This window comes from Streptomyces sp. NBC_00158, from assembly GCF_045160885.1.
Taxonomy (GTDB): domain Bacteria; phylum Actinomycetota; class Actinomycetes; order Streptomycetales; family Streptomycetaceae; genus Streptomyces.
On record NZ_CP108161.1, the window covers coordinates 409833 to 435854 of the forward strand.

At 74.7% G+C, this 26022-nt stretch carries 27 protein-coding genes; 8 read left to right on the forward strand and 19 right to left on the reverse strand.

Annotation, left to right across the window (positions count from 1 at the left end):
* Window positions 1–64: 64 nt before the first annotated feature.
* From OG553_RS01800 to OG553_RS01825, 6 genes are read right to left on the reverse strand one after another with little or no spacing between them, the layout of a single operon-like run.
* Window positions 65–919, reverse strand: a complete 855-nt coding sequence (locus OG553_RS01800) for an ABC transporter ATP-binding protein (protein WP_405977233.1) — start codon at window positions 917–919, stop codon at window positions 65–67.
* Window positions 916–1902 carry an ABC transporter ATP-binding protein gene (locus tag OG553_RS01805; protein ID WP_405977234.1) on the reverse strand — a complete coding sequence of 329 codons (987 nt, stop codon included), beginning with the start codon at window positions 1900–1902 and terminating at the stop codon, window positions 916–918. Before OG553_RS01805 ends, OG553_RS01800 begins: the two co-directional genes overlap by 4 nt.
* Complete coding sequence (locus OG553_RS01810; protein WP_405977235.1) at window positions 1899–2720, reverse strand: ABC transporter permease; 822 nt, start codon at window positions 2718–2720, stop codon at window positions 1899–1901. Before OG553_RS01810 ends, OG553_RS01805 begins: the two co-directional genes overlap by 4 nt.
* Window positions 2717–3727, reverse strand: coding sequence for an ABC transporter permease (locus tag OG553_RS01815; RefSeq protein WP_405977236.1), 1011 nt, complete (start codon window positions 3725–3727; stop codon window positions 2717–2719). The genes OG553_RS01810 and OG553_RS01815 overlap by 4 nt, the downstream gene beginning before the upstream one ends.
* Window positions 3724–5394, reverse strand: coding sequence for an ABC transporter substrate-binding protein (locus OG553_RS01820; RefSeq protein ID WP_405977237.1), 1671 nt, complete (start codon window positions 5392–5394; stop codon window positions 3724–3726). Before OG553_RS01820 ends, OG553_RS01815 begins: the two co-directional genes overlap by 4 nt.
* A 45-nt stretch (window positions 5395–5439) precedes the next feature.
* Window positions 5440–7122: an amidohydrolase gene (locus OG553_RS01825; RefSeq protein ID WP_405977238.1), complete on the reverse strand. Its 1683-nt coding sequence runs from the start codon at window positions 7120–7122 to the stop codon at window positions 5440–5442.
* Between the two features lie 128 nt (window positions 7123–7250).
* On the opposite strand from OG553_RS01825, the gene OG553_RS01830 reads away from it, so the two are divergent.
* Both OG553_RS01830 and OG553_RS01835 read left to right on the forward strand, forming a co-directional pair.
* Window positions 7251–7967 (forward strand): TetR/AcrR family transcriptional regulator, encoded by a 717-nt coding sequence (locus tag OG553_RS01830; protein WP_405977239.1) that lies wholly within the window; start codon window positions 7251–7253, stop codon window positions 7965–7967.
* A 10-nt stretch (window positions 7968–7977) separates the two neighbouring features.
* Window positions 7978–8565 carry a YdeI family protein gene (locus OG553_RS01835; protein ID WP_405977240.1) on the forward strand — a complete coding sequence of 196 codons (588 nt, stop codon included), beginning with the start codon at window positions 7978–7980 and terminating at the stop codon, window positions 8563–8565.
* A gap of 7 nt (window positions 8566–8572) precedes the next feature.
* Here the strand turns inward: OG553_RS01835 and sigJ are convergent, their stop codons facing one another.
* From sigJ to OG553_RS01870, 7 genes are all read right to left on the reverse strand, one after another.
* On the reverse strand, window positions 8573–9373 hold the full coding sequence (gene sigJ, locus OG553_RS01840) for an RNA polymerase sigma factor SigJ (RefSeq protein ID WP_405982922.1): 801 nt from the start codon (window positions 9371–9373) through the stop codon (window positions 8573–8575).
* A gap of 126 nt (window positions 9374–9499) precedes the next feature.
* Window positions 9500–10087 (reverse strand): HutD family protein, encoded by a 588-nt coding sequence (locus tag OG553_RS01845; protein ID WP_405977241.1) that lies wholly within the window; start codon window positions 10085–10087, stop codon window positions 9500–9502.
* An 85-nt stretch (window positions 10088–10172) separates the two neighbouring features.
* On the reverse strand, window positions 10173–10544 hold the full coding sequence (locus tag OG553_RS01850; protein ID WP_405977242.1) for a peptidase inhibitor family I36 protein: 372 nt from the start codon (window positions 10542–10544) through the stop codon (window positions 10173–10175).
* A complete protein-coding gene (locus OG553_RS01855) occupies window positions 10541–11254 on the reverse strand; it encodes a hypothetical protein (protein ID WP_405977243.1) in 714 nt (237 codons plus the stop codon). The genes OG553_RS01850 and OG553_RS01855 overlap by 4 nt, the downstream gene beginning before the upstream one ends.
* Before the next feature lie 114 nt (window positions 11255–11368).
* A complete protein-coding gene (locus OG553_RS01860) occupies window positions 11369–12763 on the reverse strand; it encodes a VWA domain-containing protein (protein ID WP_405982923.1) in 1395 nt (464 codons plus the stop codon).
* Between the two features lie 127 nt (window positions 12764–12890).
* Window positions 12891–13094 carry a cold-shock protein gene (locus tag OG553_RS01865; RefSeq protein WP_362458472.1) on the reverse strand — a complete coding sequence of 68 codons (204 nt, stop codon included), beginning with the start codon at window positions 13092–13094 and terminating at the stop codon, window positions 12891–12893.
* Window positions 13095–13262: 168 nt separating this feature from the next.
* Window positions 13263–14120 carry an NADPH-dependent F420 reductase gene (locus tag OG553_RS01870; RefSeq protein ID WP_405977244.1) on the reverse strand — a complete coding sequence of 286 codons (858 nt, stop codon included), beginning with the start codon at window positions 14118–14120 and terminating at the stop codon, window positions 13263–13265.
* A gap of 26 nt (window positions 14121–14146) precedes the next feature.
* Here OG553_RS01870 and OG553_RS01875 point away from each other — a divergent pair, with 26 nt between their 5' ends.
* Window positions 14147–14608, forward strand: coding sequence for a hypothetical protein (locus OG553_RS01875; protein WP_405977245.1), 462 nt, complete (start codon window positions 14147–14149; stop codon window positions 14606–14608).
* A gap of 49 nt (window positions 14609–14657) precedes the next feature.
* On the opposite strand, the gene OG553_RS01880 is transcribed toward OG553_RS01875, so the two are convergent.
* The 4 genes from OG553_RS01880 to OG553_RS01895 form a co-directional block, all read right to left on the reverse strand.
* Window positions 14658–16019, reverse strand: coding sequence for an FAD-dependent oxidoreductase (locus OG553_RS01880; protein WP_405977246.1), 1362 nt, complete (start codon window positions 16017–16019; stop codon window positions 14658–14660).
* Window positions 16020–16156: 137 nt separating this feature from the next.
* A complete protein-coding gene (locus OG553_RS01885; protein ID WP_405977247.1) occupies window positions 16157–16690 on the reverse strand; it encodes a GNAT family N-acetyltransferase in 534 nt (177 codons plus the stop codon).
* 73 nt (window positions 16691–16763) lie between these two features.
* The gene (locus OG553_RS01890; protein WP_405977248.1) at window positions 16764–17735 is read right to left on the reverse strand and encodes an isopenicillin N synthase family dioxygenase; all 972 of its coding nucleotides are present in this window, start codon (window positions 17733–17735) and stop codon (window positions 16764–16766) included.
* Between the two features lie 334 nt (window positions 17736–18069).
* Window positions 18070–18570 (reverse strand): hypothetical protein, encoded by a 501-nt coding sequence (locus OG553_RS01895; RefSeq protein WP_405977249.1) that lies wholly within the window; start codon window positions 18568–18570, stop codon window positions 18070–18072.
* A 273-nt stretch (window positions 18571–18843) separates the two neighbouring features.
* On the opposite strand from OG553_RS01895, the gene OG553_RS01900 reads away from it, so the two are divergent.
* The 4 genes from OG553_RS01900 (at window position 18844) to OG553_RS01915 (ending at window position 21883) form a co-directional block, all read left to right on the forward strand.
* Window positions 18844–19413, forward strand: a complete 570-nt coding sequence (locus tag OG553_RS01900; RefSeq protein ID WP_405977250.1) for an HPP family protein — start codon at window positions 18844–18846, stop codon at window positions 19411–19413.
* 103 nt (window positions 19414–19516) lie between these two features.
* Complete coding sequence (locus tag OG553_RS01905) at window positions 19517–20278, forward strand: VOC family protein (protein WP_405982924.1); 762 nt, start codon at window positions 19517–19519, stop codon at window positions 20276–20278.
* A gap of 59 nt (window positions 20279–20337) precedes the next feature.
* Window positions 20338–21357, forward strand: coding sequence for a PHP domain-containing protein (locus OG553_RS01910; RefSeq protein WP_405977251.1), 1020 nt, complete (start codon window positions 20338–20340; stop codon window positions 21355–21357).
* Window positions 21358–21475: 118 nt separating this feature from the next.
* Window positions 21476–21883 (forward strand): hypothetical protein, encoded by a 408-nt coding sequence (locus OG553_RS01915; RefSeq protein WP_405977252.1) that lies wholly within the window; start codon window positions 21476–21478, stop codon window positions 21881–21883.
* 10 nt (window positions 21884–21893) lie between these two features.
* On the opposite strand, the gene OG553_RS01920 is transcribed toward OG553_RS01915, so the two are convergent.
* Both OG553_RS01920 and OG553_RS01925 read right to left on the reverse strand, forming a co-directional pair.
* Window positions 21894–22901 carry a beta-propeller fold lactonase family protein gene (locus OG553_RS01920; protein WP_405977253.1) on the reverse strand — a complete coding sequence of 336 codons (1008 nt, stop codon included), beginning with the start codon at window positions 22899–22901 and terminating at the stop codon, window positions 21894–21896.
* A 121-nt stretch (window positions 22902–23022) separates the two neighbouring features.
* The gene (locus OG553_RS01925) at window positions 23023–24117 is read right to left on the reverse strand and encodes a hypothetical protein (protein WP_405977254.1); all 1095 of its coding nucleotides are present in this window, start codon (window positions 24115–24117) and stop codon (window positions 23023–23025) included.
* A 241-nt stretch (window positions 24118–24358) separates the two neighbouring features.
* On the opposite strand from OG553_RS01925, the gene OG553_RS01930 reads away from it, so the two are divergent.
* Window positions 24359–26020, forward strand: a complete 1662-nt coding sequence (locus tag OG553_RS01930; protein ID WP_405977255.1) for a carboxylesterase/lipase family protein — start codon at window positions 24359–24361, stop codon at window positions 26018–26020.
* Window positions 26021–26022: the final 2 nt, after the last annotated feature.

A 26022-nucleotide genomic window follows, 5' to 3' on the forward strand; every position in this document is an offset into this window, starting at 1 on the left:
CCCCCCTGACCCGGCCCGCCCCCCGGATGTGACGGGCGGGACGGGCCGGGGCGTGTGGGGCCGGTCACACGGCGGGGCCGCCTCCCGCGGGGCCGAGTTCCCGGCGCCGCCGGGCGATGGAGTCGGGGTCCCATCCGGGGCGGGGCACCGAGGCCAGCAGCAGCCGGGTGTACGCGTGCCGGGGGGCCGTCAGCAGCTCGGCCACGGGCCGGTGTTCCACGGTCCGGCCGCGGTGCATGACGAGGGCCTCGTCGCAGACGTAGCGCACGACCGCCAGGTCGTGGCTGACGAAGACCAGGCCGATGCCGGTGTCGCGCCGGACGTCGGCGAGCAGGTTGAGCACCTGTGCCTGCACGGACACGTCCAGGGCGGAGACCGCCTCGTCGAGTACGAGTACGGCCGGTTCGACCGCCAGTGCCAGGGCGATGGCGGCGCGCTGGCGCTGGCCGCCGGAGAGCCGGCGGGGCAGGGCGGCGGCCTCGCGGTCGCCGAGGCCGACCAGGGCGAGGAGTTCCCGTACCCGGGCGGCGCGCGCCGCCGGGTCGCGGGAGCCGTGCAGCCTGAGGACGCCGTCGACGGCCGCGCCGACGGGCAGCCTGGCGTCCAGGGAGAGGTAGGGGTCCTGGAAGACGATCTGGACGGCCTTGGCGCGGGCCAGCCGGGCGGCCCGGCCCCGGACGGACTCGGCCAGGGGGCTGCCCTGGACGAGGATCCGCCCGGCGTCGGGGCGTTCGAGGCCGACCAGCATCCGGGCGGTGGTGGTCTTGCCGGACCCGGACTCGCCGACGATGCCGAGTGCGCCGCCCGGCTCCAGCGAGAAGGAGAGGCCGTCGACGGCGACGACCTCCGTCCCGCCGGTCCGGTACGTCTTGCGCAGCCCGGTGACTTCCAGCAGCGGGGTCGGGGGCGGGGTGGTCATCGGGCCTCCGCGAAGGTGAGGGCGGCTTCGCCGATCCGGTGGCAGGCGGCGGCCGCGGCCGGGCCCCGTTCCCGCAGCGGCGGCGGGGACTGCTCGCAGCGGCCGGGGTCGGCGAACCGGCAGCGGGGCGCGAAGGCGCAGCCGGGCGCGGCTTCGAGCAGGCCGAGGGGGGCTCCGGGGACGGGGACGAGGCGCTCGGGCGGGGCTCCGTCGAGCGGTGGCGCGGAACCGATCAGGCCGGCCGTGTAGGGGTGGCGGGGTGCGGTGAGGAGGTCGGCGGCGGGGGCGGTCTCGACGATGCGGCCCGCGTACATCACGTATACGCGGTCTCCGACGGAGGCGGCGAGTTCGATGTCGTGGGTGATCAGGAGCAGGCCGAGGCCGCGTTCGCGGCGGAGCCTGCCCAGCAGGGCGAGGATCTCGGCCTGGGTGCTGACGTCGAGGGCGGTCGTGGGCTCGTCGCACAGCAGCAGTCGGGGTTCGGCGGTGAGTGCGGCGGCGATCACGACGCGCTGGAGCATGCCGCCGGAGAGTTCGTGCGGGTACTGGTCCAGGTGCCGGGCGGGGTCAGGGAGGCCCACCGCGTCGAGGAGTTCGGCCGCACGGGTGCGGGCGCGGGCCTTGGGCCAGCGGTGCACGACGCGCAGGGACTCGGTGAGGAAGTCCCCGACGCGGCGCACCGGGTTGATGGCCGCCCTGGGGTCCTGGTAGATCATCGCGGCCTTGGCGGTGCGCACCTCGCGCAGGTCCTCCCGGCCGGCGCCGACCAGGTCGGTGCCGTCGACGGAGACCCGGCCCCGGACCTCGGCGCCGGCGGGGAACAGTCCGAGGGCGGCGCGGGCGGTGACGGACTTGCCGGAGCCGGACTCGCCGACGAGGACGACGGTCTCGCCGGGGTCCACGCTCAGGCCGATGCCGTCGAGGAGGGGGCGGGCCGTGCCGGGCAGGGTGATGCGGAGGTCTTCGTAGCGGAGCAGTGTCATCGGGCGTCCCTTCCCGCGAGGCGGTCACCGAGGTTCTCCCCGACGACGGTGAAGGCGACGACCACGACGACGACGGCCACGGCGGGTACGACGGCGGACAGCGGTTCGCCCTGGAGCACGGCGGCCTGGCCCTGGTTGATCATCGCTCCCCAGTCGGGGGTGGGCGGCTGGACGCCGAGGCCGAGGAAGGAGAGCGCGGCGAGGTCGAGGAGCGCGTACCCGAAGTTGACGGTGGACTGGGCGAGCAGGGTGGGGGCGATGTTGGGCAGCAGGGCGCGCACGGTGGTGAACAGGGCTGAGTGGCCCTGGACCCGGTAGGCGGCGATGTAGGGGCGGGCCTTCTCCTGGAGGGCGAGGCCGCGTACGAGGCGCGCCGTGTACGGCATGTAGGCGAGGGCCATGGCGATGACGGGGGCCGTCATCCCCTTGCCGAAGAGGGCGACGGCCAGGATGGCCAGGAGCAGGGCGGGGAAGGCGAAGAGGACGTCGAGGACGCGGCCGGCGAGGCGGTCGGTCCGGCCGCCCCGCCAGGCGGTGAACAGGCCGACGGCCACGCCGAGGACGGTGGAGGCGACGACGACGGCGAGCGGTCCGGCCAGGCTGGTGCGGGTGCCGGCGATCAGTGCGGAGAGGGTGTCGTGGCCGCCCTGGTCGGTGCCGAGCCAGTGGTCGGGGCCGGGGCCGAGCAGGGTGTCGCCGAGCCGGCCGAAGGTGGGGTCGTGGGGGGCGAGCCAGGGCGCGAGGAGTGCGACGAGCACGAACAGGGCCAGGAGCAGCGGGCAGAGGGCCCGCAGCGGGGCCTTCCTGATGTGGTTCACCGGGCGCTCCCCGCCGCGGCCGTCCGCGGGTCGATCAGCGGCAGTACGAGGTCGACGAGGGCGTTGACCACGACGAACGCGGCCACCACCAGCAGCACGATCGCCTGGACGACCTGGAAGTCCAGCTGGTCCACGCACTGCACCAGCAGGGAGCCGATGCCGGACATCCCGAAGGCCGTCTCGACGATGGCGGTGCTGACCAGCATGCCGGAGACGAGGAGCGCGGAGACGGTGACGACGGGTCCGAGGGCGTTGCGCAGCACGTGGCGGCGGATGACGGTGGCCCGCGGGGTGCCCCGGCTGAGCGCGACCTCCACGTGCTCGCGGCGCAGTTCGTCGAGCATCGCCGAGCGGGTCACGCGGGTCACCAGGGCGGTGAAGGTCACGGACAGGGCGATGGCGGGCAGCAGGACGTGGTGGAGCCGGTCGAGTACGCCGCTGCCGTTGCCGATGGTGGGGAACCAGCCGAGGCGGACGCCGAGCACGGAGCGCAGGAGCAGGGCGACGACGAAGGCGGGTGCGGCCGCGCCCACCGTGACCAGCAGCATCAGCGTCCGGTCGGTGCGGGTGCCGCGCCGCAGCGCCCCGAGGGCTCCGGCGGCGACGCCGACGGACGCGATGAGCAGCGCGGCGGTGGTGACGAGGAGGACGGAGGAGGGCAGCCGGGACCACAGGAGGTCCCCGACGTCCTGGTGGAAGAGGTGGGAGCGGCCGAAGTCGCCCCGGAGGACCCCTTCGAGCCAGTTCCAGTACCGCAGCAGGAAGGGCTGGTCGAAGCCGTACTGGCGGCGGATCTCGGCGAGCTGCTCGGGGCTGGGGCTGCGGCCGCGCACGAGGAAGGCCGCCGGGTCGCCGGGGGCGAGGTAGAGGGAGGAGAACACCAGGAAGGAGGTGACCAGGAGGGTGGTGGCCATTCCGGCGAGCCGGCGCAGCACCCGGCCGGCCCGGGCGAGCGCCGCGGGGCGGGCGGCGGGCGGGCGGGCGGCGGGGCGGGCGGCGGCCGTCATCCTCTGGCTCCGATCTCGGCCGCCCACGGGTAGTAGAGGTAGGCGATGGACGGCTGCACGCCGGTGATGCGCTTGCCGAGGAAGACGCTGACGGGCTGGGTGTAGAGGGGCAGCCAGGGCAGCTCGCGCAGGGCGATGCGCTGGGCCTCGGCGTTGGCGGCGGCGTGCCCGGCGGGGTCCTGGGCGGCGCCGGCCCGTTCGACGGCGGCGTCGAAGGCGGGGTCGGACCAGCCGCCGTAGTTGCTGAAGTTGCCCGTCTGGAGGGATCCGTACATGTCGAGCGGGTCGGTGATGGAGGTGTACCAGAAGGTGAGGAAGAGGTCGATGCCCTCGCGGGCGGCGGGGTCGGTGAAGAGCGTGGAGTACTTCTCGGCGGAGAGGGTCTCGATCCTCGGCTTGAGCCCGATGGCGGTGGCGGCCTGGGCGACGGCCTGGGTGATGATCGTCGTCTGGGAGTCCACGGCGCTGGTGGCGAGGACGACCTCCTGTCCGGACACGCCCGCCTCGGCGGCGAGCGCCTTGGCCTTCGCGGGGTCGTAGGGGACCTTGGGCAGGTCCTTCAGGAGGGACTCGCGGGTGGCGTCGGGCGCCCCGCTCCAGAGGTTGTCGGTGACCAGGGAGTGGGCGACCTCCCCGACCCCGCCGGCTCCGGCCTTGACGATGCCCTCCCGGTCGGTGGCCATCAGCAGGGCCTTGCGGACGCGGGCGTCGCCGAGGGGGCCCTTGAGGTCGGCGACGACCTCGTCGGCGACGGTGGTGTTGCGGCCGAAGTAGAGGGTTCCTGCCTGGCTGGAGCGCAGTTGTCCGTAGGCGCCGGCCGGGACCATCCAGCCGCCGTCGACCTCGCCGCTCTGGAAGGCGTTGACGCGGGTGGTCGGGTCGGCGAGGAAGACGAACTTCACCTCGCCCGACTTCGCCTTCAGCTCGGGGTTCCAGTAGCCGTCGAACCGCTTGAGGGTGAGGGACTGGCCGGAGGTCCAGGAGCCGAAGGAGAAGGGGCCGGTGCAGTTGACGCCGGTCTGCGGGTTCCCGTAGTCCTTGCCGGCCTTGGCGAGGGTGGCGGCGGACTCCACGGTGCCGGGGCCGGCGGCGAGGTACTGGTTGAAGGTGGAGTCGGGTCTGGCGAGGGTGACGGTCACCTCCATGTCGCCGGTCCGGTCGACGGACTTGACGTTGCGGTAGGTGGAGGCCCAGACGCCGGCGGTCCCCGGGTCGACGTTGCGGCGCAGGGAGGCGACGACGTCGTCGGCGGTCAGGGGCGTGCCGTCGTGGAAGCGGACGCCGGGGCGGATCGTGTAGACCCAGGTGGTGGGGGTGGGGTTGGCGTACGAGGAGGCGAGGTTCGGGGAGGTCGTGAGGTCGGGGTTCCAGCGCAGCAGGCTCTCGCAGACGTTGGCGAGGATCTGGTTGGGCGGGAAGTCGAAGGAGTGGGCGTAGTCGATGCTGGTCGGCTCGGCGTACGTGGACCAGGTGAAGGTGTCCAGGTTCCCGGCGGCGGCGGGGGTCCGGTCGGTGAGCTTCGGGGAGTCCGCCGCTTCGGGGCGGGGGCCGGCGGTACCGCTGCAGGCGCCGGTGAGGAGTACGGCGGCGGCCGTGAGGACGGCGGCGGCGGTGCGGCGGGCGCGCCCGCCGCCGGGGAGGGCTGCTCTGGGTCGGGGTGATGGCATCGTCTGCCTCCGTGAGGGGTGGGCGGGGATCGGCCGGGGAGGGGTTCAGCCGGCGGCGGTGTGGACCGCTTCGCCGTCGACGTAGGTACGGAGCACGCGTACGTCGCCGATCTCCCCGGCGGGCAGTTCGAAGGGGTCGCGGTCGAGTACGGCGAGGTCCGCGTACTTGCCCGGTTCGACGGTGCCGGTGACCTCGTCGAGGTGGTTCACCCAGGCGCTGCCGGCGGTGTAGGCGGTCAGGGCCTGGGCCAGGGTCAGGGCCTGTTCGGGGAAGAAGGGCGCGCGGACCTCGCCGGGGGCGGGGGCGTCGGCCTCGCCGGCGGGGACGGTGCGGTTGACGGCGACGTGGACGCCCCAGAGGGGGTTGGGGCTGCTGACCGACCAGTCGCTGCCGGCCACCAGGCGGGCGCCGGCCCGCGCGAGGTCGCCGAACGGGTACTGGAGGGCTGCGCGGCGCGGGCCGAGGAAGGGGATGGTCAGCTCGTCCATCTGCGGCTCGTGGGCGGCCCACAGCGCCTGGATGTTCGCGGCGGCGCCGAGGCGGGCGAAGCGCCCGATGTCGTCGGGGTGGACGACCTGGAGGTGGGCGAGGTGGTGGCGGTTGTCGTTGGCGCCGTTGGCCGCGAGGGCCGCCTCCAGCGCGTCGAGGACCTCCCGTACGGCCCGGTCGCCGAGGGCGTGGAAGTGCAGCTGGAAGCCTGACCGGTCGAGGATCCGCACCGCTTCCCCGAGCAGTGCCGGTTCGACGAAGCTGAGCCCGGAGTTGGCGGTGGCGCAGCCGCAGCCGTCGAGGTAGGGCTCCAGCATGCCGGCCGTGAAGTTCTCGGCGATGCCGTCCTGCATGATCTTCACGCTGGTGGCGTTGAAGCGTCCGACGCGGCCGCCGCGGCGGCGCTCCTCGATCTCGGGGATCTGTTCCAGGCCGCGTTCGCGGTCCCACCACAGGGCGCCGACGACGCGGGCCTTCAGCGAGCCCTCGCGGGCGGCGCGCAGGTAGACGTCGTAGTTGTCGGGCTGGGCGGGGAAGGCGCCGATCATGGCGTCCTGCCAGGCGGTGACGCCGAGGGAGAAGAGGTGGCGCTGCGCGGCGAGCAGTCCGGCGCGCGCCTCGTCGGGGGTGGCGCTGGGCACGTGGCGGGCGACCAGTTCCATGGCGCCCTCCTGGAGGGTGCCGGCCGGGGTGCCGTCGGGCTCGCGCTCGATCCGGCCGTCCGCCGGGTCGGGGGTGTCGCGGCCGACTCCGGCGCGCTCGAAGGCGAGGGTGTTGGCCCAGGCGCCGTGGCCGTCGCGGTTGGTGAGCAGGACTGGCCGGTCGGGGACCACCTCGTCGAGCACCGCGCGGGTGGGGGTGCCGCCGGGGAAGGCGTCCATGGACCAGCCGCCGCCGCGGATCCAGGCCGCCCCGGGGTGCTTGCGGGCGTAGGCGGCTACCACGGCCTGGTACTCGGCGATGGATCGGGCCTCGCCGAGGTCGCAGCCGAGCATCTGGACGCCTGCCACCACGGGGTGGACGTGGGCGTCCTGGAAGCCGGGGAGCAGCAGGCCCCCGGCGAGGTCGACGACCTCCGTGGCGCGGTCCGCGAGGGGGCGTACGTCGTCCTCGTCCGCGACGGCGAGGATCTTCCCTCCCCCGACGGCGACGGCCGCCCGGACGGGGGCCCGGGAGGTGCCGGTGAAGACCTTCCCTCCCACGAAGACGGTGTCGGCCCGCTGACTGCTGCTGCCCATCGCGCATCCTCCGGCTCGGCGGGCGGGGCCCGCTCGGCTTGCTGGTTGAGGAGGAGTGAACGGGAGCGCAACAGTGTTGTCAACGGTGTTGCGCTTACTCCGTGCCGGATCGATACACTGGCCGCACCATGCCGAAGCCACCCGACACCCCCGGCCGTTCCAAGCGGGCCGGAAGCCAGCTCACCCCCGAGGCGATCATCGACGCCTGCCTGCGCATCGCGGCGCGCGGCAGCGAGGACGCCTTCACCGTCCGCCGCCTCGGCGAGGAGCTCGGCGCCGATCCGACGGCGGTCTACCGCCACTTCCGCGACAAGGACGAGCTGCTGCTGTCCGTCGCCGACCGCACCCTCGGCGAGGTGCTCGCCGGCATCCCGGAGGGGCTCGGCTGGCAGGACCGGCTTCGGGCGCTCGCCGCCGGTTCGCTGGAGGTCGCCCTCAAGTACCCGGTGGTCGGCTCGACCATGGCCAGCCGGACCACCCGCCGGGCCAACGAGTTCCGGGTCGTCGAGCTCATCCTCGGGGCGGTGCGGGAGGCCGGGCTCGAAGGGGCGGAGGCGGCCGCGCACTACCGGATGGTCGGTGACTCCATCCTCGCCTGGGTCGGCCAGCGCGCCGCCTACCTGCTGTTCCCTCCGGAGGTGCGGGAGGCGGACGAGGCCTCCTGGAGCCGCGAGTACCGGCTCGTCGACCCCGGCGGCTTCCCGAACATCACCCGGCTGAGCGGTGAACTCGCCGAGGTGACCGAGGAGGAGATCTTCCGCCTCCGCGTCGAGGCACTGATCACCGCCATCGAGGAACGGGCCCGGGCCGCCAACGGGGCGTCGCCGGACCGGGGTTGCGGTTAGCCTGACCCGCATGGACGAGATCAACGGTGTGGAGGTCGTCGCCTTCGCGGACGCCGCCGCCTTCGAGGGCTGGCTGGCTCGTCACCACACGCGCGCCGAGGGCGTGTGGATCAAGGTGGCCAAGAAGAAGTCCGGCATTCCGTCGGTCACCGACGACGAGCTGGTGGACATCGGGCTCTGCTACGGCTGGATCTCCGGTCAGCGGCGTTCGCACGACGAGCGGCACTACCTCCAGAAGTATGTGCCGCGCCGCGCCCGGAGCCTGTGGTCGCGGGTGAACGTCGACAAGGTCGCGGAGCTGACGGCGGCCGGCCGGATGCGCGGACCGGGGCTCGCCGAGGTACGCAGGGCGCAGGCCGACGGGCGGTGGGCGGCCGCGTACGAGTCCCAGCGCACGGCGGCGGTCCCGCCCGACCTGGCGGCCGCTCTGGAGGCGGACCCGCGGGCCCGGGCGGCGTTCGAGGCCCTCGACCGCGGCGGCCGCTACCAGCTGGCACTGCCCCTGCTCCAGGCCCTCACCCCGGAGACCCGCCGGGCCCGCCTCGGCCGGGCCCTCGGCGCGCTGCGGCGCGCCGAGGAGCCCGGTCCGGGGGATTGACGGCCCGTCAGCGGCGCAGGCCCGCCAGCTTGTCGGGGTTGACCTGGATGCGGATGTTGCGCATCAGGCCGCCCTCCAGGTCGTAGGTGAGCGAGCCGATCGGCTCGTCCCCGACCAGGGCGAGGACGCTCAGCTCGCCGTTGATGACCGCCGGGACGACGGTGACCCCGGCCATGGCCGGCTTGGCCAGCACGCCGAGCAGGAAGCGGCCCACGTGGTCCTGGCCGTACAGCGGGCGACGGCCGGCGGTGACCTTGCCGCCGCCGTCGGACCAGGCGGTGACGTCGGGGGCCAGCATCTCCAGGACGTCGTTCAGGTCTCCCCCGGCGCAGGCCTTCAGGAAGCGCTGGGTGATCCGCTCGCGCTCCGCCGTGTCGGAGTCGTAGCGGTGGCGGCGCTCCGCGACGTGCTTGCGGGCCCGGGAGGAGATCTGCCGGACCGCGGGCTCCGGGCGGTCCAGGAAGCCGGCGATCTCGGCGTGGGAGTAGCCGAAGACCTCGCGCAGCACGAACACGGCGCGTTCCGCGGGGCCAAGGGTCTCCAGGACGACCAGCATCGCCGTGGAGACGCTCTCGGCGAGCTCCTGCTCCTGCGCCACGTCGGGCTCGGTGAGCAGGGGCTCCGGCAGCCAGGGGCCGACGTACTCCTCCCTCGTGGCGCGGGCGGAGGTGAGCCGGTTCAGGGACAGGTTGGTGACCGTGCGCACGAGGTACGCCTTGGGGTGGCGGACCTCCGAGCGGTCGGCCTTGTTCCAGGTCAGCCAGGCGTCCTGGACGATGTCCTCGGCGTCGCTGACGGTCCCCAGCATGCGGTAGGCGGTGGCGAAGAGCAGCCTCCGGTGTTCGGCGAAGGGGTCCGTCTCGGGTTCGGTCGTGATCACCGTCCGATTCTGCACGGCGTACGGCGGAACCGGCCACTCCTCGTCCGCCGGATGTCAGGTGCGCATTCCCACGACGGCCACCCGCCCGCCGGTGCGGACCACACAGGCCGGGAACTGCCGCAGCAGAACGGCGTCGTAGCGGCCGAGTTCGGTGCGGGCGTCCTCCAATCCCGGGCGGTGGAGGGTCGCGGGGCCCTCCAGGGCCACGACGAGCAGGGTCTCGTCGGGCAGCGCGGCCAGGGCGAGTTCACCCCGTACGACGGAGCAGCGGGCCCGGACCCGGTCCCGGTGGTACATCACGTTGAAGTTCACGACGGGGCCGCCCAGCAGCCGGCAGTCGGTCGGGCGGTCCCCGGGGAAGTGCTGCGGCGCGTATCGCTCGTCGACGAGGTGCCGGGCGCCGCCGACGGTGAGGTCCATGCCCGCGCCCTCGGCCAGGGTGAGGATCCGGTCGACCCCGGGGAAGCGCGAGAAGGGGCCGTCGGACTCCACCTCGGCGAGGCTGACCCGCCAGGCGAAGTCGGCGGTGCCCGCGTCCTCGGGACGGGCCGCGATCTCGCGGGTGACGCCGCCGCCGTTCTTCCACGGCGCGGCCGTCCGTTCGGCGGCGCGCAGGATCCGGATCTCGGCGGGGCCGGGCATGGCGGTGGTTCCTTCCCTCGGGTCCGTACCGCCGGGGCCGGCGGTACGGACCCGGGCGATGGGTTCCGAGCCTATCCGGGGTGCCTCAGCAGCCGGTGGACCAGGTGTGGGAGCCGCCCTGGTCGTTGGCGCCGCCGTTGTGGCCGACCTCCTGGCCGGGGGCCAGGCAGAGCGTCACCCGGCCCAGGTGCTTGCGGCCCTCGTACACCTTCACGTGGTCGGGCACGCCCGGGCCGGAGACTCCGTGGTTGGCCCAGGAGGAGTCCTGCTTGAACATGTCCCCCTCCCACCAGGAGTCGTCGCCGCTGTGCTCGATCTTCATGCCGTCGAAGTTGGCGTGCGTCCAGACGCAGAAGTAGCCGCTGCGGCAGTCGGCCGCCTCTGCGGCCGCGGAGGTGGCGAGGATCCCGGCGGTGGCGATCAGGGCGGTCGCGAGGAGGGTGGTGAGGCGCTTCATGCGGGTGGGTTTCCCTTCGGTGGTGGTGACGTGAGCACGGTCGTGGCTTCGGTGGCGGCGCGGGCGCGCAGCCGCTCCCAGTCGGCGATCTCGGCGCGGTGGCGGGCCCGGACCTCGGCGAGGGGCCGGCCGGTGTGATCGGCTTCCGGCCGGAGGTTGTTGACGACGACCGAGGCGCGGAACCAGCCGGGCTGGTCCCCGTAGAGCCGCTGCTGCGCGGCGGCGAGGCAGCCGTCGGTGTGGGCGCGTACGACGTGGCCGGTGGGGAGCGCGAGGGACAGCTCCGCGGGGCCCGCGCCGAACAGGGCCTCGGCGACCCGCCGGTCGCCGGCGCCCTGCGGGAGGCCCGGCCCGGCGCTCGGCGGTACGAATCCCTGACGGGTCAGGCAGGCGTCGGTGAGGCGCTGGGTGGCGGCCTTGATCAGCTCGTCGGGACCGGGCGCGGGCCCGGTGCCGGGCGCGGGGGCCGGGATCGTCGCGGCGCAGCCCGCCAGGAGCGCACAGACCGCCAGGGCTGCGCAGACCGCCGCGGACGCACGGGCCGGGGCCGAGGCACGAACCGCGGCGGACGCACGGGCCAGGGCGGAGGCACGAACCGCCGCGGACGCACGGGCCGGGGCGGACCCGCGGGCCGGGGCGTCGGCGGCCGGGGGCCGTCCGGGCCGGCGCGAGCGGCGGCACGTCCGGAACCCGGGGAGTTCCTTGATCACAGTCAGGCTGTCTAGTCGCCGGAGCCCCCCGCGCGACAGGCGGGGCGGCTCCGGCTCACCCGACTGGCCCCGCGTTTCACCCGGGGAAACGTTGCTGCGCGCCGGGCGGACGGCTCAGCGCAGGATGCCGGCCTGCCGGGCCGCGCGCAGCCAGGAGGGGAACTCCGACAGGAGCCGGTCGTACAGGTCCTGGTCCGAGACCTTGTCGATGTCGTCGACGGCGAAGAAGCCGACGTTGTCGACGCGCCGTCCGGGCATGGTGTCGAAGCGCTCCAGCACGCCGAAGCCGGCCCGGCCGAGTCCGACGAACTGCCAGAACACCGGCTCCTCCACGGCCGCCCGCAGCTCCCGCTCGATCTCGTCGTTGCGGTACACCCCGCCGTCGGAGAAGAACAGGACCAGGGTCGGGGCCGGCACGGGGTGGGAGCGCACGAAGTCCCGCACCTCGGCGATGACCTTCTGCTCCTCGTTCTGGAAGCCGACCTGCCGCATGTCGACCTGGCCGGGGACCATGCCCTTGGGCGGCTTCCTGCGGCCGAAGAGGCCCATCTGGCCGATGCGGACGTGCAGCCGCAGCCACTCGGGCAGGTCGCCGACGGCAAGGTCCGGCAGCCGGGCCGGGTTGGTGGCGAAGGTCCAGGCCTGCATCTCGCCGTCGTCGTCGAGCTGCGCGGCGACGGCCGCCATCCGCTCCACCACGCTCGCGACGGTGCCGCGCGCGTACAGGTTGCTCATCGATCCGGAGGCGTCGAGGACGAGGACCACGCGGGCGGTGACCCCCTGGGCGCCGGCCTTGCGCAGGCTGACGGCGACCTGCTTCTTGCGCAGCGACAGGCGCCCGCGCATGTCCTCCGGGAGCCACTCCTCGCCCTTGACCAGCCGTACGACCGGCTCGCCCACGGCCGGGGCAGGACCGGGAGCCGGAGCGGGAGCCGGAACCGGCGCCGGCGCGGGAACCGGCCGGGCTGCGGGCGTCGGCGCCGGGGCGGCCGCGGGCGGCGGGGCGTCGTCCACGGTGATGCCGTAGTCGGTCGCGAGTCCGGCGAGCCCGCTCGCGTACCCCTGGCCGACGGCCCGGAACTTCCACTCCCCTGCCCGCCGGTAGAGCTCGCCGCTCACGAAGGCGGTCTCCGGCCCGGCCTCCATGTCGAAGCGGGCCAGTTCGGCGCCGGAGACGGAGTCGAGCAGGCACAGGTGCAGTCCCGGGACCCGGCCGAAGGTGCCGCCGTCGGCGGAGGCGCAGAGCACGACCCGCTCGACGTCCCCCTCCAGGGCGGCGAGGTCCACGTCGAGGGTGTCGGCGCCGGGTCGCTTGCCCAGGTGGCGCACGGCTCCGGAAGGGTGGCGGGGCTGGTTGTAGAAGACGAAGTCCCCGTCGGAGCGGACCCGTCCGGTGCCGGCCAGCAGCAGCGCGGAGGCGTCCACGTCGGGCACTCCCGGCCCGGGGGACCAGCCGAGCACGGCCCTGACGGAGGTGGCGGCGACCGGGAGGTTGGCGCCTTTGCTCATTGTCGTCACGCCGGACAGTCTGCCCGCTCGGTCCGCTCCCCGGGCCCGGAACGGCGCGGAACGCACGGCGCCGGGGTCCGTACCCAGTGGTGCGGACCCCGGCGCCGCGGGGAAACCTGCCGGAGGCTCAGGCGGGCACGATGTTCTCGGCCTGCGGGCCCTTCTGGCCCTGGGTGACGTCGAAGACCACCTTCTGGCCCTCCTGGAGCTCGCGGTAACCCTGGGTGGCGATGTTCGAGTAGTGGGCGAAGACGTCGGCGCCGCCGCCGTCCTGCTCGATGAAACCGAAGCCCTTTTCCGCGTTGAACCACTTCACGGTGCCGGACGCCATATCGATTCTCCTTCGGGGCCGTACCCGGAACCGCACTGTGCGGGCCCGGCGTCGCCGTGATGATTGACCCCGTCCGAAGATCTCTGGGAACCACACCTGCAACTGCCAGGACCGTAGCACAGGGCCACTGCATAAATGCAGAGCGTTACGTCGATCGAGTGTACGGAATCAGCCGCGGAACGCGTCGGTGCGGACGGGCGAGGCCTCGGCGAGGGCCTTGGTGACGGCCTCGACGCCGGCCCGCAGCCCGTACACGGGGGTGTCGGGCTGCTGGCGCCAGGACTCGTCGAGGCCGCCCGCGTCGACGGTGTCGAAGCCGAGCTCGTCGATGAGCGCGCGGACCGCCTCCTTGGCCTCCTCGTGGTCGCCGGCGACGGGGACCGCGATCCTCTCGGGGTGCCCGGCGGGCCGCGGACGGTCGATGATGTCGGCCGCGTAGGTGCCGTTGAAGGCCTTCACCACCGGGTGCCCGAGGTGGCGTTCGGTCCAGCGGCTCTCGGTCAGGCCCTCGTCCTCGACGGCGGCGATCCGGCCGTCGCGGTGCTTCGGGTAGTAGTTGCCGGTGTCGATGACGGTGAAGCCCTCGGCCGCCCCGTCGAAGAGTGCGGCGGGCAGGTCGGGGACCTTCCCGAACGGGATGGTGACCACCACGATCTCGGCGCCGCGAGCCGCCTCGGCGACGGTGACGGGGGTGGCGCCGGTCTCCTCGGCGAGGGCGGCGAGGGTCCCCGGGCCCCGGGAATTGGCGACGGAGACCTGGTGTCCGAGCGAAGTGAGCCGGCGGGTGAGGTTGCCGCCGATGTTGCCGGCGCCGATGATGCCGATCTTCATGAGCTCTCCAGTGCGTACGGAGGAGTCGGATATCGCGTCCGTCGCAACCCCGCGCCGGGCCGCCGCATTCCGCCGCCGCGCGGAGCGAAGGGCATGGATCGCCCGTACGGGCGAAATCTCGCCATTTCCGGGACAAGTAGAACCCGCTGACGGTGCGGCCGCGTCATCCGGGGCAGCCGGGAACCGTACCGGCACCTGATACCGGGGAAAGGCAACGATCGATGCTCCAGCTCCCGAACAAGCGCGTCACGTCCATCGCCCTCGCCGCAGCGGCGGGTGCGGCCGCCCTGTCCTTCGCCGTCGCCGCCGGCACGTCCGCGACCGCGGCGGCGCCGCCGTCCGTCTCCGGCAGCCCGGAGGCGGCCTTCACCCGGATCGCCGACTTCTACGGCGCGTACGTCGACGCGGTGTACGACGGGGACGGCGCGACGGCCGACCGGCTGCGCGAGTCCTACCTCTCGGAGCCCCTGCGGCGGGAACTGCGGCAGTGGGAGGACGCCAACCACGCGGACGGGGTGCTGCGCGCCCAGAACGTGCCGCTCAAGTGGAAGGTGACGTCCGTCGACAGCGGGATGGGCAAGACCAACGCCGCGGTCACCCTGACGTGGAGCGGCAACACCACCACCACGGTCCACGTGCAGGCCGACCTGGCCACCAGGAAGATCACCGCGATCCGGGACTGACCCCGGACACGCCTGTGGGGCCCGCCGACGGCGGGCCCCACAGGTCGTCTCAGGCGCCGCTCGCGCCGAGCATCTCCTCGCGCTCCACGATCTTCACGCGCTCACGGCCCTGCGGCTCGCCCAGCGCCTTCTCGGCGGCGTCGAGCTTGTACCAGCCGTCCCAGGTCGTGTAGCGGACCCGGCGCTCGGCGAGGAAGGCCTCGACCGCCTCCGGCTCGGGGGTGGCGGGGGTGAGCAGGCGCCCCTCCGCGTGGTCGGCCAGCAGGTTGGCGACGGTCTCGTTCGCGTCGCCCTTGGTGTGGCCGATCAGACCGATCGGGCCGCGCCGGATCCAGCCGGTGACGTACGTCGACGCGAGGTGCTCGCCGTTCTCGATGACGCGGCCGCCCTCGTCGGGCACCGTGCCGGAGTCCACGTCCCAGGGCAGCTTGGGCAGTTCGTCGGAGAGGTAGCCGACGGCCCGGTAGACGGACCGGACGTCCCAGGTGGTGAACTGCCCGGTGCCCTTGACGTTGCCGGTGCCGTCGAGCTCGGTGCGCTCGGTGCGCAGGCCGACGACCCGGCCGTCCTCGCCGAGGATCTCGGACGGGGACTCGAAGAAGTGCAGGAACAGCTTGTGGGGGCGGTCGCCGATGTCGCGGATCGCCCAGTTCTCCAGGGTCTTGGCGACCATGTCGGTCTGCTTGTTCTTGCGCCGCTCGGCGATCGAGCCCTCGTCGTACTCGATGTCCTCGGGATTGACGATGACCTCGATGTTGGGCGAGTGGTCGAGCTCGCGCAGCTCCATCGGGCTGAACTTCGCCTGGGCCGGGCCGCGGCGGCCGAAGACGTGGACCTCCAGGGCCTTGTTGGCCTTGAGGCCCTCGTACACGTTCGGCGGGATCTCGGTCGGGAGCAGCTCGTCGGCGGTCTTGGCGAGGATGCGGGCGACGTCGAGCGCGACGTTGCCGACGCCGAGGACGGCGACCTTCTCGGCCTCCAGCGGCCAGGTGCGCGGCACGTCGGGGTGCCCGTCGTACCAGGAGACGAAGTCGGCCGCGCCGTAGGAGCCGTCGAGGTCCACGCCCGGGATGCTGAGCGCGCGGTCCGCGGTGGCGCCGGTGGAGAAGATCACCGCGTCGTAGAAGGCGTGCAGCTCGTCGAGGGAGATGTCGTTCGGGTAGTCGACGTTGCCGAACAGGCGGACCTGCGGCTTGTCGAGCACCTGGTGCAGGGCGGTGATGATGCCCTTGATCCGCGGGTGGTCGGGGGCCACGCCGTAACGGATCAGGCCGAAGGGTGCGGGCATCCGCTCGAAGAGGTCGATGGACACGCCGGGGTCGGCCGCCGCCTCGGACTTCAGCAGCGCGTCGGCCGCGTAGATACCGGCGGGGCCGGCGCCGACGATTGCTACCCGCAGAGAGCGAGGCATGACTGGGTTCCCTTCGACCGACAATCTGACTGATCAAGGAAACCCTAAACTAAGGCCACCCTAACCCGGCACCCGCCCCCGGGTTATGACCCCATAACCGGATCTTATGGGGTTCCAAAGTCGGACTTTGAGGCGGCTCAGGCCTCGTACTCGGTGAGATCGATGCTGTGGAGGGTGACCCGGGCCCCGGTCTCCGGCTCGGAGGTCTCCCCGTCGCTCTCCATGCCGAGCTTGCGGATCACGTTCGCGGACTCCTCGTTGCCGACCCGGTTGACGGCGACTACACGGCCGAGGCCCCGGTCCTGGAGGGCGAACTCCAGGGCCGCCTGGGCCGCTTCGGAGGCGTAGCCCTGGCCCCAGAAGGCCCGGCCGAGGCGCCAGCTGATCTGCACCTGGTGCCGCGTCTCGGGCAGGTCGTCGGCGGCGGACAGGCCGACCGCGCCGATCAGCTCGCCGGAGGCGAGGAGCTCGACGGCGAACAGGCCGAAGCCCTCGTCGTCCCACTCCTCCTCCCAGCGCTCGATGGCGTCGGCGGTCTGCTCCAGGTCGAGCCCGGAACCGTCGCCGGTCCAGCGCATCACGTCCGGGTCTGCGTTGATCTCCGAGAGCGGGACGAGGTCGTCGTCGGTCCAGCGGCGGAGGAGGAGGCGGGGGGTGCGGATCTCGGTCATGCGCACATCCTGCCGAACGGGGTCCGACCAGGGGTAATCGGGCCCGCCCGGACCGGGCCGGGCCGGGCCGCTGTCAGGGCACCGTGATGGCGTCGAGCTTCGCGCGCAGGTAGAGGTGCGAGTCGACCGGCTCGTGCGCCACCCTGCCGACCGGGGCGGGCAGGGACTCGACGCGGGTGTGCGCGTCGCACTCGTAGAAGTAGACCAGGGAGAGCAGCTCCTCGGCCGGGGCGTGCGCGGGCGGCGGCAGCACCCGGTGGCGGCCGGCCCGCCAGCGGTCCCCGGTCCAGCGGGCCAGCAGGTCGCCGATGTTCACGGTGAGCGCCCCCGGCTCCCAGGGGGCGTCCTCCCAGCCCCCTTCGTCGGTGTGGATCTGCAGGCCGCCCGCGCCGGGCTCCCGGTCGAGGACGGTCACGGTGCCGAAGTCGGTGTGCGGACCGATGCGGAACTGGCCGGGCAGCGGCTCGCCGGTCACCTCGGTGCCCGGGTACCAGTTGACGTTGAACCCCCAGGTGGGATGGCCGGTGTGGCGGGTGAAGTGGTCCTCGGGCAGGCCGAGGGCGACGGCCAGCAGTTCCAGCAGTTCGTCCGAGAGGGCCCGCATCGCGGCCAGGTACTCGGCCACCGGCGGCCGCAGCCCCGGCACCTCGGCGGGCCAGGTGTTGGGGCGGAACCACTCGGCGTCCACCGAGGGCACCCCGGTCGGGTCCTCGGCCGCCCAGGACCAGGACTCCTTCAGGTCGGGCGGCGAGGCCGTCCCCTCCGCGTAGCTGTTGGCCTCGGCGCCCGGGCCGAGCCAGCCGCGGCCGCCGACGCGGACGGCGTACGGCTCCTTCGTCCCCTGCGGCAGCCTGAAGAAGGTGCGGGCGGCCTCCCGGATCCGGCCGGGCAGCCCCGGGTCCACCCCGTGCCCGGTGACCAGCAGGAAGCCGGCCGCGCGGAGCGCCTCGTCGACGCGGGCGGCGGTCCGGGCGCGGGCGGCGGGGTCGCCGGAGCGCCACGGCCCGAGGTCGATGACGGGAACCTGGGTGCTGGTGCCGGGCATGGGGACCTGCCTTCCGGGAAGGGAGCCGGGTGTCCGCTCCGAGCGTAGGGGCCGGCAAGCGTCCGGGACCGTCGAACGGCGGCGCGCGGGCCGGACGGGGTGACGGACCCGCCGCCGTTGACCGGCCCGGGCCTCCCGGCATCCGGCGGGTCCGGGCACGGGCCGACGGGCTCGGCGGCGTCCGGCGGGCCGGGCGGGGTCCCCGGCGCTCCCGGTGTCCGGCGGGGCCGGGCGACGTCCGGCGGGCTCGGCGGCGTCCGGCGGGCTCGGCGGCGTCCGGCGGGGCCGGGCGGTATCCGGCAGGCTCGACGGCGTCCGGCGGGGCCGGGCGGGTTCAGTCCGGGAGGGCGGTGCCGCAGCGGGAGCAGTAGCGGGCGCCGGACTCCGTGGCGAGCCGGCCGCAGTCGGGGCACACCCGGTGCAGCAGGCACGCCGTCTCCCCGCCCTCGGCGGTGCCCGCCGCCCGCCCCGCGGTGCCGATGCCGAGACCGGGGCGCCGGGTGTGGACGGTGAGGTACGTCAGCCCCTGCGGGCCGGCGGTCAGGGAGCGCCGGGCGCCGCGGGCGAGCCAGCAGGCGGTGTGCGGGCGCAGCCGGTGCGGGCCGTCCTCGGTGTCGATCCGGCCGCCGCCCTCCACCACGACGAGCAGGACGTCGAGGGCGGGCTCGGCGTGCTCCGCGATGACCGTTCCGGGAGGCAGCCGGATCAGGTTGGAGTCCAGGCCGCGCCCGGTTCCGGTCAGCCGCCACAGGGCGCCGGTCGCGTCGGCGGGGGCTTCGGCGATCACCGCGTCGAGGTCCGTGAGGATCCCGGCGAGATGGGGGTGAGTCGTCATTGCTGGTCCTTCCCTGCCGCAAGCTCGTGCCTCCGCAGTCATACACGATCACCGCCGACCGTTTCCGGCCGATCCGCTCTTTGTGCTCCGACTGCCCGCAGTCCCTCCCGCCACACCCCGGCGGCCCCCGCCGGAGGACCGGACGATAGGGTCGTGTCCGGATTGCTCCGTCCTCACCCGGATCGGACGCGAGGCCCGGCCGACGGTCGATCACCGTCCGGGCACTGCCGCTCCTGCCTCCCTGCCCCGCCCGTACCGGAAACCTGCCTCCGCATGCACCCCAGCACCACCACCGTCACCGCGGTGACATCCGACGCCCCCGCCCCCGCCCGGGTCCCCTCCCCGCGCCGGCGCCTGATCACCCCCCGGGCCCCCGCCCGGCCGAGCGCGGCCGCCGCCGTCCACAGCGTCAGCGCCGCCACCACCGTGCTGCTGGCCCTCGTCGGGATCGGCGCGATGATCCACGAGCCGGTGCTGATACCCCCGCTGGCCGCGAGCGCCGCGCTGGTGCACAGCGCCCCCACCCTGCCGCTGGCCCAGCCGCGCGGGGTGGTCATCGGCCACCTGATCGGCGCAGCCGCCGGATTCGCCGTACTGGCCTCGGCGGGCAGCAGCGCCTGGGCGGCGGCCCTGGCGGCCGGCCTGACCCTGGCCCTGCTGACGCTGGCCCGCACCCCGCACTCCCCCGCGGTGGCCACCGCCGTGGTGACCGTGCTCCAGAGCCCGGCGCCCGCCCGGTTCGTCCCGCTGCTGTTCGGGTCGACCGTGCTGCTGGTCCTCACCGGTTACGCCGGGTCCCGCATCCGCCGCACCGCCCCGAGGTACCCCGCGTACTGGTGGTGACCCGGGCGCGCCTGCGCTGCGGCGAGGGGGCGCGGACGCTACTCCTTGTGGTGTGGAAATTTCTGCGAAGGACGTCTTCGGGGCCCCCTGCTGGGTGAGTCTGATGGCCCGCGACCTGGAGGCGTCCCAGCGCTTCTACGCGGCGGTCGTGGGATGGAGCTTCCGCCGGGCCCGGCTGGGCTCGGCCTTCTCGGTGGCCGTGATGGACGGCGTACCGGTCGCCGGGATCGGGGCGCTGGCCACCGACCTGGCGGTGGCCGTGGCCTGGACCCCGTACTTCGCGGTGGACGACGTGGACGTGGCGGCCTCCCGGATCCGCGAGCGCGTCGGCACGGTGGCGGTGGGACCGGTCTCCTTCCCCGGGGGCGGTCGCGCCGCGCTGGTCGCCGACCCGGACGGCGCGGTGTTCGGGGTCTGGCAGGGCCCCGTCTCCTCCGGCTGGCGCGTCGGCGTGGGACCGGCCCCGGCCTGGCTGGAGCTGCGGACCCGGAACGCCTTCGACGCCGCGCTGTTCTACGGCGAGGTCCTGGAGTGGGCCACCGGGCGCGAGGGGTGCTGCGAGGTCTCGTACGAGGAGGAGCGGGTCGTGCTGCGGCAGGGCGGGGAGCCCGTGGCCCGGCTGGACAGCGGCCCCGTGGAACAGGGGGCCTACGCCCCGCACACACGGCCCCGCTGGCACGTGCACTTCCGGGTGGCGGACCTGGACGCCGCGGTCGATTCCGCCCTCGACCTCGGCGGGCGCACCGTGTCGGTGGTGACCACGGACGGCACCGAGCGCTCCCTGCTGCTGCGCGACCCGGACGGCGCCCTGTTCACCCTGACGGAGCGGGTCGCGCCGCCCGGGCCGCAGGACGGCGCGGGCTGACGGGTCCGCTCGCCGGTCCCCGCAGCCGCGGGGAGACTGGGTCCGGGAGGAGGTGCGCCATGGACCCGGTGGCGGCACTGGACCGGATCGCGTTCCTGCTGGAGCGCGCCCAGGCACCGACCTACCGGGTGCGGGCCTTCCGCACGGCGGCGGCGGCCGTGGCGCGGCTGGGCGGGCGGGAGACCGCCGAGCGCGCCTCGGCCGGTTCCCTGGAGGCGGTCCGGGGCATCGGCCCGAAGACCGCCGAGGTGGTGCGCGAGGCGCTGGCCGGCCGGATCCCCGAGTACCTGGGCGCCCTGGAGGAGGAGGCCGCCGCGATGCCGCAGGGCCCGCCCGCGCCGCCCGCCGCCCACGCGCTGCGCGCCGCCCTGCGCGGGGACTGCCACCTGCACTCGGACTGGTCCGACGGCGGGAGCCCGATCGAGGCGATGGGGAGGGCCGCCGCGGAACTGGGGCACGAGTGGGCGGTGCTGACGGACCACTCGCCGAGCCTGAAGGTCGCCCGGGGGCTGTCGCCGGAGCGGCTGCGCGAACAGCTGGAGGCGGTGGCCGAACTGAACGCGCGGTGGGCCCCGTTCCGGCTGCTCACGGGCATCGAGTGCGACATCCTCCTCGACGGCTCGCTCGACCAGGAGCCGGAGCTGCTGGAGCGGCTCGACCTGGTGGTGGGATCCGTCCACTCCAAGCTGCGGATGGAGTCGCCCGCGATGACGCGACGGCTGCTCAAGGCAGTCCGGAACCCGCTGATGGACGTCCTGGGGCACTGCACGGGGCGGCTGGTGACGGGCCGGACCCGCCCCGAGTCCGCATTCGACGCCGAGGCGGTCTTCGCGGCCTGCGCGGAGTCCGGGACGGCCGTGGAGATCAACAGCCGCCCCGAGCGCCTCGACCCGCCCCGGCGGCTGCTGAGGCTGGCCGTCGCGGCGGGCACCCTCTTCGCGGTCGACACCGACGCGCACGCCCCGGGCCAGCTGGACTGGCAGATCCTGGGCTGCGCACGGGCGGTGGAGTGCGGGGTGCCGCAGGACCGGGTGGTCAACACCTGGCCGGCCGACCGGCTCCTCGCCTGGACCGGCTGAAGCCGGTGTACGGGTGGAACGGGAGGCCGGTGTGCAGCTCCCCGGCCGGGTCGGCCTCCGCGGCGCGGCGGGCCTCGCGTAGGGTCGTCGAATTCCTTACCGATCAGGGGAGTTGGCGATGGGGCACACATTACGACGGGGTGCCCGCGCGGCACTGACGGCGGTGGCGGGAGCCGTGCTGCTGGCGGGCTGCGCGGAGGAACCCCCGAAGCAGGTCGTGCCCGGGCCGACGTCCACCGCCACGGCCGCTCCCCGGGACGCCGCGGCCCTGGCCGAGCGCTACCGGGCGGCCGGCGGGGATCCGGACGTGTACGGGATCCAGGTCGAGGAGGGGCCGGAAGGCGTGCCCCGGGTGGTCATCCGGACCCGCAACCCGGATCAGGAGGACGCGATCTTCCGCCGGCAGAACACCTCGGTCACCGCCCACCTGACGACGAAGGAGGGGGCGTCCTTCAAGAAGGGCTACTTCATCGACGTCTTCGGCCCCGACGGCCGGCTCATCCACCGCATGGACGCCCGTCCCTAGGGGGTTTCCGTCAGCTCTTCTGCCGCGGTGCGACCGCCACGCCGGTCGGTCCGTCGCCCACGGCCACCGTGTCCGTCACTCGGGCCGTGGCGGTGTCGATGACCGACAGGGTGTCCGAGTCGAAGTTGCCCACGTGGACCCGGGAGCCGTCCGGGCTGACGGCCAGGCCGTTGGGGCCGTCTCCGACGGGGACGGTCTCCGTGACGGCGCGGTCGCGGGTGCTGATCACGGACACGGTTCCGGAGCCGATGTCGGCGACGTACACCCGGCGGCCGTCGGGCCGCACGCCGATGCCGGCGGGCCGGTCCCCGACCGGGATGCGGTCCGTCTCCGCGCCTTCCTGGACGTCGACCACCGAGACGTCGTCCGAGGTCAGGTTGGAGACGTAGAGGTGACGGCCGTCGGGGGTGAGGACCAGGGCGGTCGGTCCGCCGCCGACGGGGATGGTGCCGGTGACCTCCGCGGTGGCGGTCCGGACCACCGAGACGGTGTCGGTCGCGGCGTTGGCGACGTACAGGGTGCACCCGTCGGCCGACACCGCCACCCCCAGCGGGGCACCGCCCACCGCGATGGTGTCGGTCACGGCACGGGCACGGGCGTCGATCACCGACACGTCGTCCGACTTCACGTTGGCGACGTAGACGGTCCGGCCGTCGGGCGAGACCGTCACCCTGCTCGGTTCGTCCCCGACGGGGATGGTCGCGACGACCGTCCTGGTGCGGGTGTCGATCACCGATACGGTGTCCGCCGCGGAATCGGTGACGTAGGCGCGGGAGCCGTCCGGGCTGACGGCCACGCTGTCCGGGCCGTCCCCGACGGGGACGGCGTCCAGCACCGTGCCGGTGGCGCCGTCGACTACGGACACCGTGTCGGAGTTGAGGTCGGCGACGTAGACGAGCTCGCCGGGCCGCGGGGGCGGCGCGGCGGACGCTCCGGCCGGGGCAACCGGTCCCATCAGCGCCGCCGCCGCGCAGAGCACCGCGGCCGCTCGACGTCGAAGGTCCTGATCGCTCGTCATGGGGCCACGCTAGGCCCCCGGAACGCGAGGCGGCGTCAGGCTCACGCGCACGTGGCCCGAACGGCACAGGGCCCCGGCCGCGCGGTGAGCGGCCGGGGCCCTGCCGGGTGTCCGGTACCGGTCAGCCTCCCGTGCCGGCGGACGGGCGGCGGTACTTGAGGGCCAGGCCGGCCAGGACGGCCGCGGCGCCCGCGCAGAGCACGGCGGTGACCCCGGACCACTCGTACGGGCCGCCGAGCGCACCGTCGAGCGGGTCGAAGAACACCAGGCCGCCCACGACGTGCAGGGTGACCACGGCGAGCGCCGCCACCGCCGCGGCCCGCCAGACCGCCGCGGTGTCGCGTACGGCCAGCAGGGCTCCGAGTGCCAGGCAGAGCAGGGACACCGCGAGGGGTGCCAGGGACTCGGGCGCCGGGGGCCGGGCCAGGTTGCCGGGCAGGTGGAGGACTCCGCACAGCAGCAGTGCGGCGGCGGTCGGCCAGCGCAGTACGTGGCCCAGCGCGCCCGGCGCCGGCCCGGCGGCCCGGACCCGGTCCGGCTCGGCGGGCGCTGCCCGGTCCTCCTCGGGCGGGGCCGGCGCGGCGACGGCCACGGGCGCCGGCGGGGCGGGGGCGCGCACCGGTTCCGGCGGGGCGGGGGCCGCCGCGGGCGGGTCCTGCGGTGGCGGCGGCTGGGCCGCCCGCGCGGGGGGCCGGTCCGCGCGGGGGGTGCCGTCGGGGCCGAGGATGCTGGCCAGCAGGGCCACGTCCTCGATGGGCCGGCCGACGGCCGCCGCCCGCAGGGTGATGTCGGCCTCGGCCTCCTCCAGGGGGTGCTCGCCCATGAGGGCGACCATGTGGCGGACGTCGTCGACGGGCCGGGTGACGGCGGCCGCGCGGAGCGCGTCGTGCCCCGGGCTGTCGAGCCGGCCGGACTCCTTGAGGAGGCTGACGAGCGCGGTGACCTCCTCGACGGGCCGGCAGGTGGCGGCCGTCTCCAGCAGGGTGCGGATCTGCTCGGGGTGCGGTTCGGGGTGCGGTTCGGGGCCGGTGCCGGGGTCCTGGCCCGCGGGGGCGGGGCCGGCGGACGGCCGGCCCGGGGCGGCGTCGGGGGGCGGGGGCGCGGAGGTGGGGGGCGCGGGGGCGGCGGGGCCGTCGGTGGGATGCGGGTGCGGGGTGGCGGGGAGCCCGTCGCGGTCGCCGTGGTCCGTCGCCGCGAGGGTGCTGGGGTCATTCATGGAAAGCTCCGTTCGCCGACGCGCGGGTCTACACATCGCGCGCCGGTCATCGTGCGTCATGGGAATCGCACGCTTTGTTACATTCAGCGGCACCGGCCCCGACTGCGCCATTCGGGGCGGGCAAACGGGGTGCTCCCCGGCGTGTCCCCGGTGGGCGCCGGACACGCCGGGGGCCAAGGCGGGCCGGGGGTGACGGGGGCGCGCACAGTGGCCGGACCGACCCGTCGAGGAGGCCGCAGCCGTGCCGGATCCCCGTCCTGCCCGCAGCGGGCGCGTCCAGCGCGGGCTGCTGCGCGCGCTGTTGCCCGCGCTGGTCCTGCTGATGCTCTGCGCCGCCGGTTCGGGGCCGCCCGCCGCCGTGGCGGTGGCCGGGGCCGGCGAGCGGCCGGTCGTACGGACCGCCGAGGGGCCCGTACGGGGCCGCGCGCACGGGACGTACGACACCTTCGACGGGATCCCGTACGCGGCGGCGCCGACCGGTCCGCTGCGCTGGCGGCCGCCGCGGCCCGCGCCGCAGCGGGCGGGGGTGCTCGACGCCGGGGCGCCGGGCGCGCGGTGCGCGCAGCTGCCGGCGTTCGGGCCGGGCGGGCCGGAGGGCTCGGAGGACTGCCTGTTCCTGAACGTCACCGCCCCGGCGGGGCCCGGGCCGGCGCGGCCGGTGATGGTGTGGTTCCACGGCGGCGGATTCCGCTACGGCTCCGGGGACGCGTACCGGCCGGAGCCGCTGGTGGCGGCGGGCGACGTGGTGGTGGTCACCGTCAACTACCGGCTCGGCGTCTTCGGCTTCTTCGGCCACCCCGAACTGGGCGGCGCCCCGGACTTCGGGCTCGCCGACCAGCAGGCGGCGCTGCGCTGGGTGCGGGCCAACGCGGCCGGGTTCGGCGGTGATCCGGGGCGGGTCACCGTCTTCGGGGAGTCGGCGGGCGGGCTCAGCGTCTGCGCGCACCTGGTCTCCCCCGCCTCGGCGGGCCTCTTCCACCGGGCGGTCGTGCAGAGCGGCTCCTGCTCGACGACGATGCCGCCGAACGCGCTGCTGCCCGCGACGGGGACGTACGAGCCCTTCGTGCCGCAGGAGCGTACGGTCACGGCCGGCACGGCGGCGGCCGCCGCCCTCGGCTGCGGCGGCCGGCCGGAGGGCCGGGTGCTGGACTGCCTGCGGGCCCTGGACACGGGCCGGCTGCTGACGCCCGAGCTGATGGAGCGGTTCTCCGGGGTCGCGTACGGCAACGCGCTGCTGCCGCTGGAACCGGTCCGGGCACTGGCGGCGGGCCGGTTCCACCGGGTACCGGTGGTGCTGGGCGGCAACCGCGACGAGATGCGGCTCTTCCTCTCCCAGGCCCTGAAGGTCTACCCGGTGGAGGGCGAGGCGGGCTACCGCGAGCGGCTGCGGGCCTCCTTCGGCGCGAAGGCCCCCGAGGTGGAGGCGGCCCATCCGGCGGGCGCGTACGCGACGCCCGCGCTGGCCTGGGCCGCCCTGCTCTCCGACGCCTCCTTCACCTGCCCGACGCTGCGGGACGGCCGGGCGCTGGCCCGGCACGTGCCGGCGTACGGCTATCTCTTCGCGGACGCCGGGGCGCCGAACTTCCTGGGGCTGCCCGAGCTCCCGGGCTTCCCGTTCGGTGCGGCGCACGGCTTCGAACTGCCCTACCTGTTCGCGACCGTCCCGCTGGCGGGGCCGCAGCGCGCCCTGTCCGACCGGATGACGGGCTACTGGACGCAGTTCGCCCGCACCGGCGCGCCGGAGGTTCCGGGCGCTCCCGCCTGGCCCCGGTTCTCGGCGGGCGCCCCCTCGGTGCTGGAGCTGGCGCCGGGACCGGGCGGGATCCGCCCGGTCGACGCGGGCGCCGCGCACCACTGCGCGCTCTGGGACTCGCAGGCCTCCGCCAAGTCCCTTACCCCGTAGGG

What these genes read in the sequence shown, in the direction of transcription:
- OG553_RS01800 (WP_405977233.1), bottom strand. Translation starts at nt 919, where the DNA reads ATGACCACCCCGCCCCCGACCCCGCTGCTGGAAGTCACCGGGCTGCGC.
- OG553_RS01805 (WP_405977234.1), bottom strand. Translation starts at nt 1,902, where the DNA reads ATGACACTGCTCCGCTACGAAGACCTCCGCATCACCCTGCCCGGCACG.
- OG553_RS01815 (WP_405977236.1), bottom strand. Translation starts at nt 3,727, where the DNA reads ATGACGGCCGCCGCCCGCCCCGCCGCCCGCCCGCCCGCCGCCCGCCCC.
- OG553_RS01820 (WP_405977237.1), bottom strand. Translation starts at nt 5,394, where the DNA reads ATGCCATCACCCCGACCCAGAGCAGCCCTCCCCGGCGGCGGGCGCGCC.
- OG553_RS01825 (WP_405977238.1), bottom strand. Translation starts at nt 7,122, where the DNA reads ATGGGCAGCAGCAGTCAGCGGGCCGACACCGTCTTCGTGGGAGGGAAG.
- OG553_RS01830 (WP_405977239.1), top strand. Translation starts at nt 7,251, where the DNA reads ATGCCGAAGCCACCCGACACCCCCGGCCGTTCCAAGCGGGCCGGAAGC.
- OG553_RS01835 (WP_405977240.1), top strand. Translation starts at nt 7,978, where the DNA reads ATGGACGAGATCAACGGTGTGGAGGTCGTCGCCTTCGCGGACGCCGCC.
- sigJ (WP_405982922.1), bottom strand. Translation starts at nt 9,373, where the DNA reads ATGCTGGGGACCGTCAGCGACGCCGAGGACATCGTCCAGGACGCCTGG.
- OG553_RS01845 (WP_405977241.1), bottom strand. Translation starts at nt 10,087, where the DNA reads ATGCCCGGCCCCGCCGAGATCCGGATCCTGCGCGCCGCCGAACGGACG.
- OG553_RS01850 (WP_405977242.1), bottom strand. Translation starts at nt 10,544, where the DNA reads ATGAAGCGCCTCACCACCCTCCTCGCGACCGCCCTGATCGCCACCGCC.
- OG553_RS01860 (WP_405982923.1), bottom strand. Translation starts at nt 12,763, where the DNA reads ATGAGCAAAGGCGCCAACCTCCCGGTCGCCGCCACCTCCGTCAGGGCC.
- OG553_RS01865 (WP_362458472.1), bottom strand. Translation starts at nt 13,094, where the DNA reads ATGGCGTCCGGCACCGTGAAGTGGTTCAACGCGGAAAAGGGCTTCGGT.
- OG553_RS01875 (WP_405977245.1), top strand. Translation starts at nt 14,147, where the DNA reads ATGCTCCAGCTCCCGAACAAGCGCGTCACGTCCATCGCCCTCGCCGCA.
- OG553_RS01880 (WP_405977246.1), bottom strand. Translation starts at nt 16,019, where the DNA reads ATGCCTCGCTCTCTGCGGGTAGCAATCGTCGGCGCCGGCCCCGCCGGT.
- OG553_RS01885 (WP_405977247.1), bottom strand. Translation starts at nt 16,690, where the DNA reads ATGACCGAGATCCGCACCCCCCGCCTCCTCCTCCGCCGCTGGACCGAC.
- OG553_RS01890 (WP_405977248.1), bottom strand. Translation starts at nt 17,735, where the DNA reads ATGCCCGGCACCAGCACCCAGGTTCCCGTCATCGACCTCGGGCCGTGG.
- OG553_RS01895 (WP_405977249.1), bottom strand. Translation starts at nt 18,570, where the DNA reads ATGACGACTCACCCCCATCTCGCCGGGATCCTCACGGACCTCGACGCG.
- OG553_RS01900 (WP_405977250.1), top strand. Translation starts at nt 18,844, where the DNA reads ATGCACCCCAGCACCACCACCGTCACCGCGGTGACATCCGACGCCCCC.
- OG553_RS01905 (WP_405982924.1), top strand. Translation starts at nt 19,517, where the DNA reads ATGGCCCGCGACCTGGAGGCGTCCCAGCGCTTCTACGCGGCGGTCGTG.
- OG553_RS01910 (WP_405977251.1), top strand. Translation starts at nt 20,338, where the DNA reads ATGGACCCGGTGGCGGCACTGGACCGGATCGCGTTCCTGCTGGAGCGC.
- OG553_RS01915 (WP_405977252.1), top strand. Translation starts at nt 21,476, where the DNA reads ATGGGGCACACATTACGACGGGGTGCCCGCGCGGCACTGACGGCGGTG.
- OG553_RS01920 (WP_405977253.1), bottom strand. Translation starts at nt 22,901, where the DNA reads ATGACGAGCGATCAGGACCTTCGACGTCGAGCGGCCGCGGTGCTCTGC.
- OG553_RS01925 (WP_405977254.1), bottom strand. Translation starts at nt 24,117, where the DNA reads ATGAATGACCCCAGCACCCTCGCGGCGACGGACCACGGCGACCGCGAC.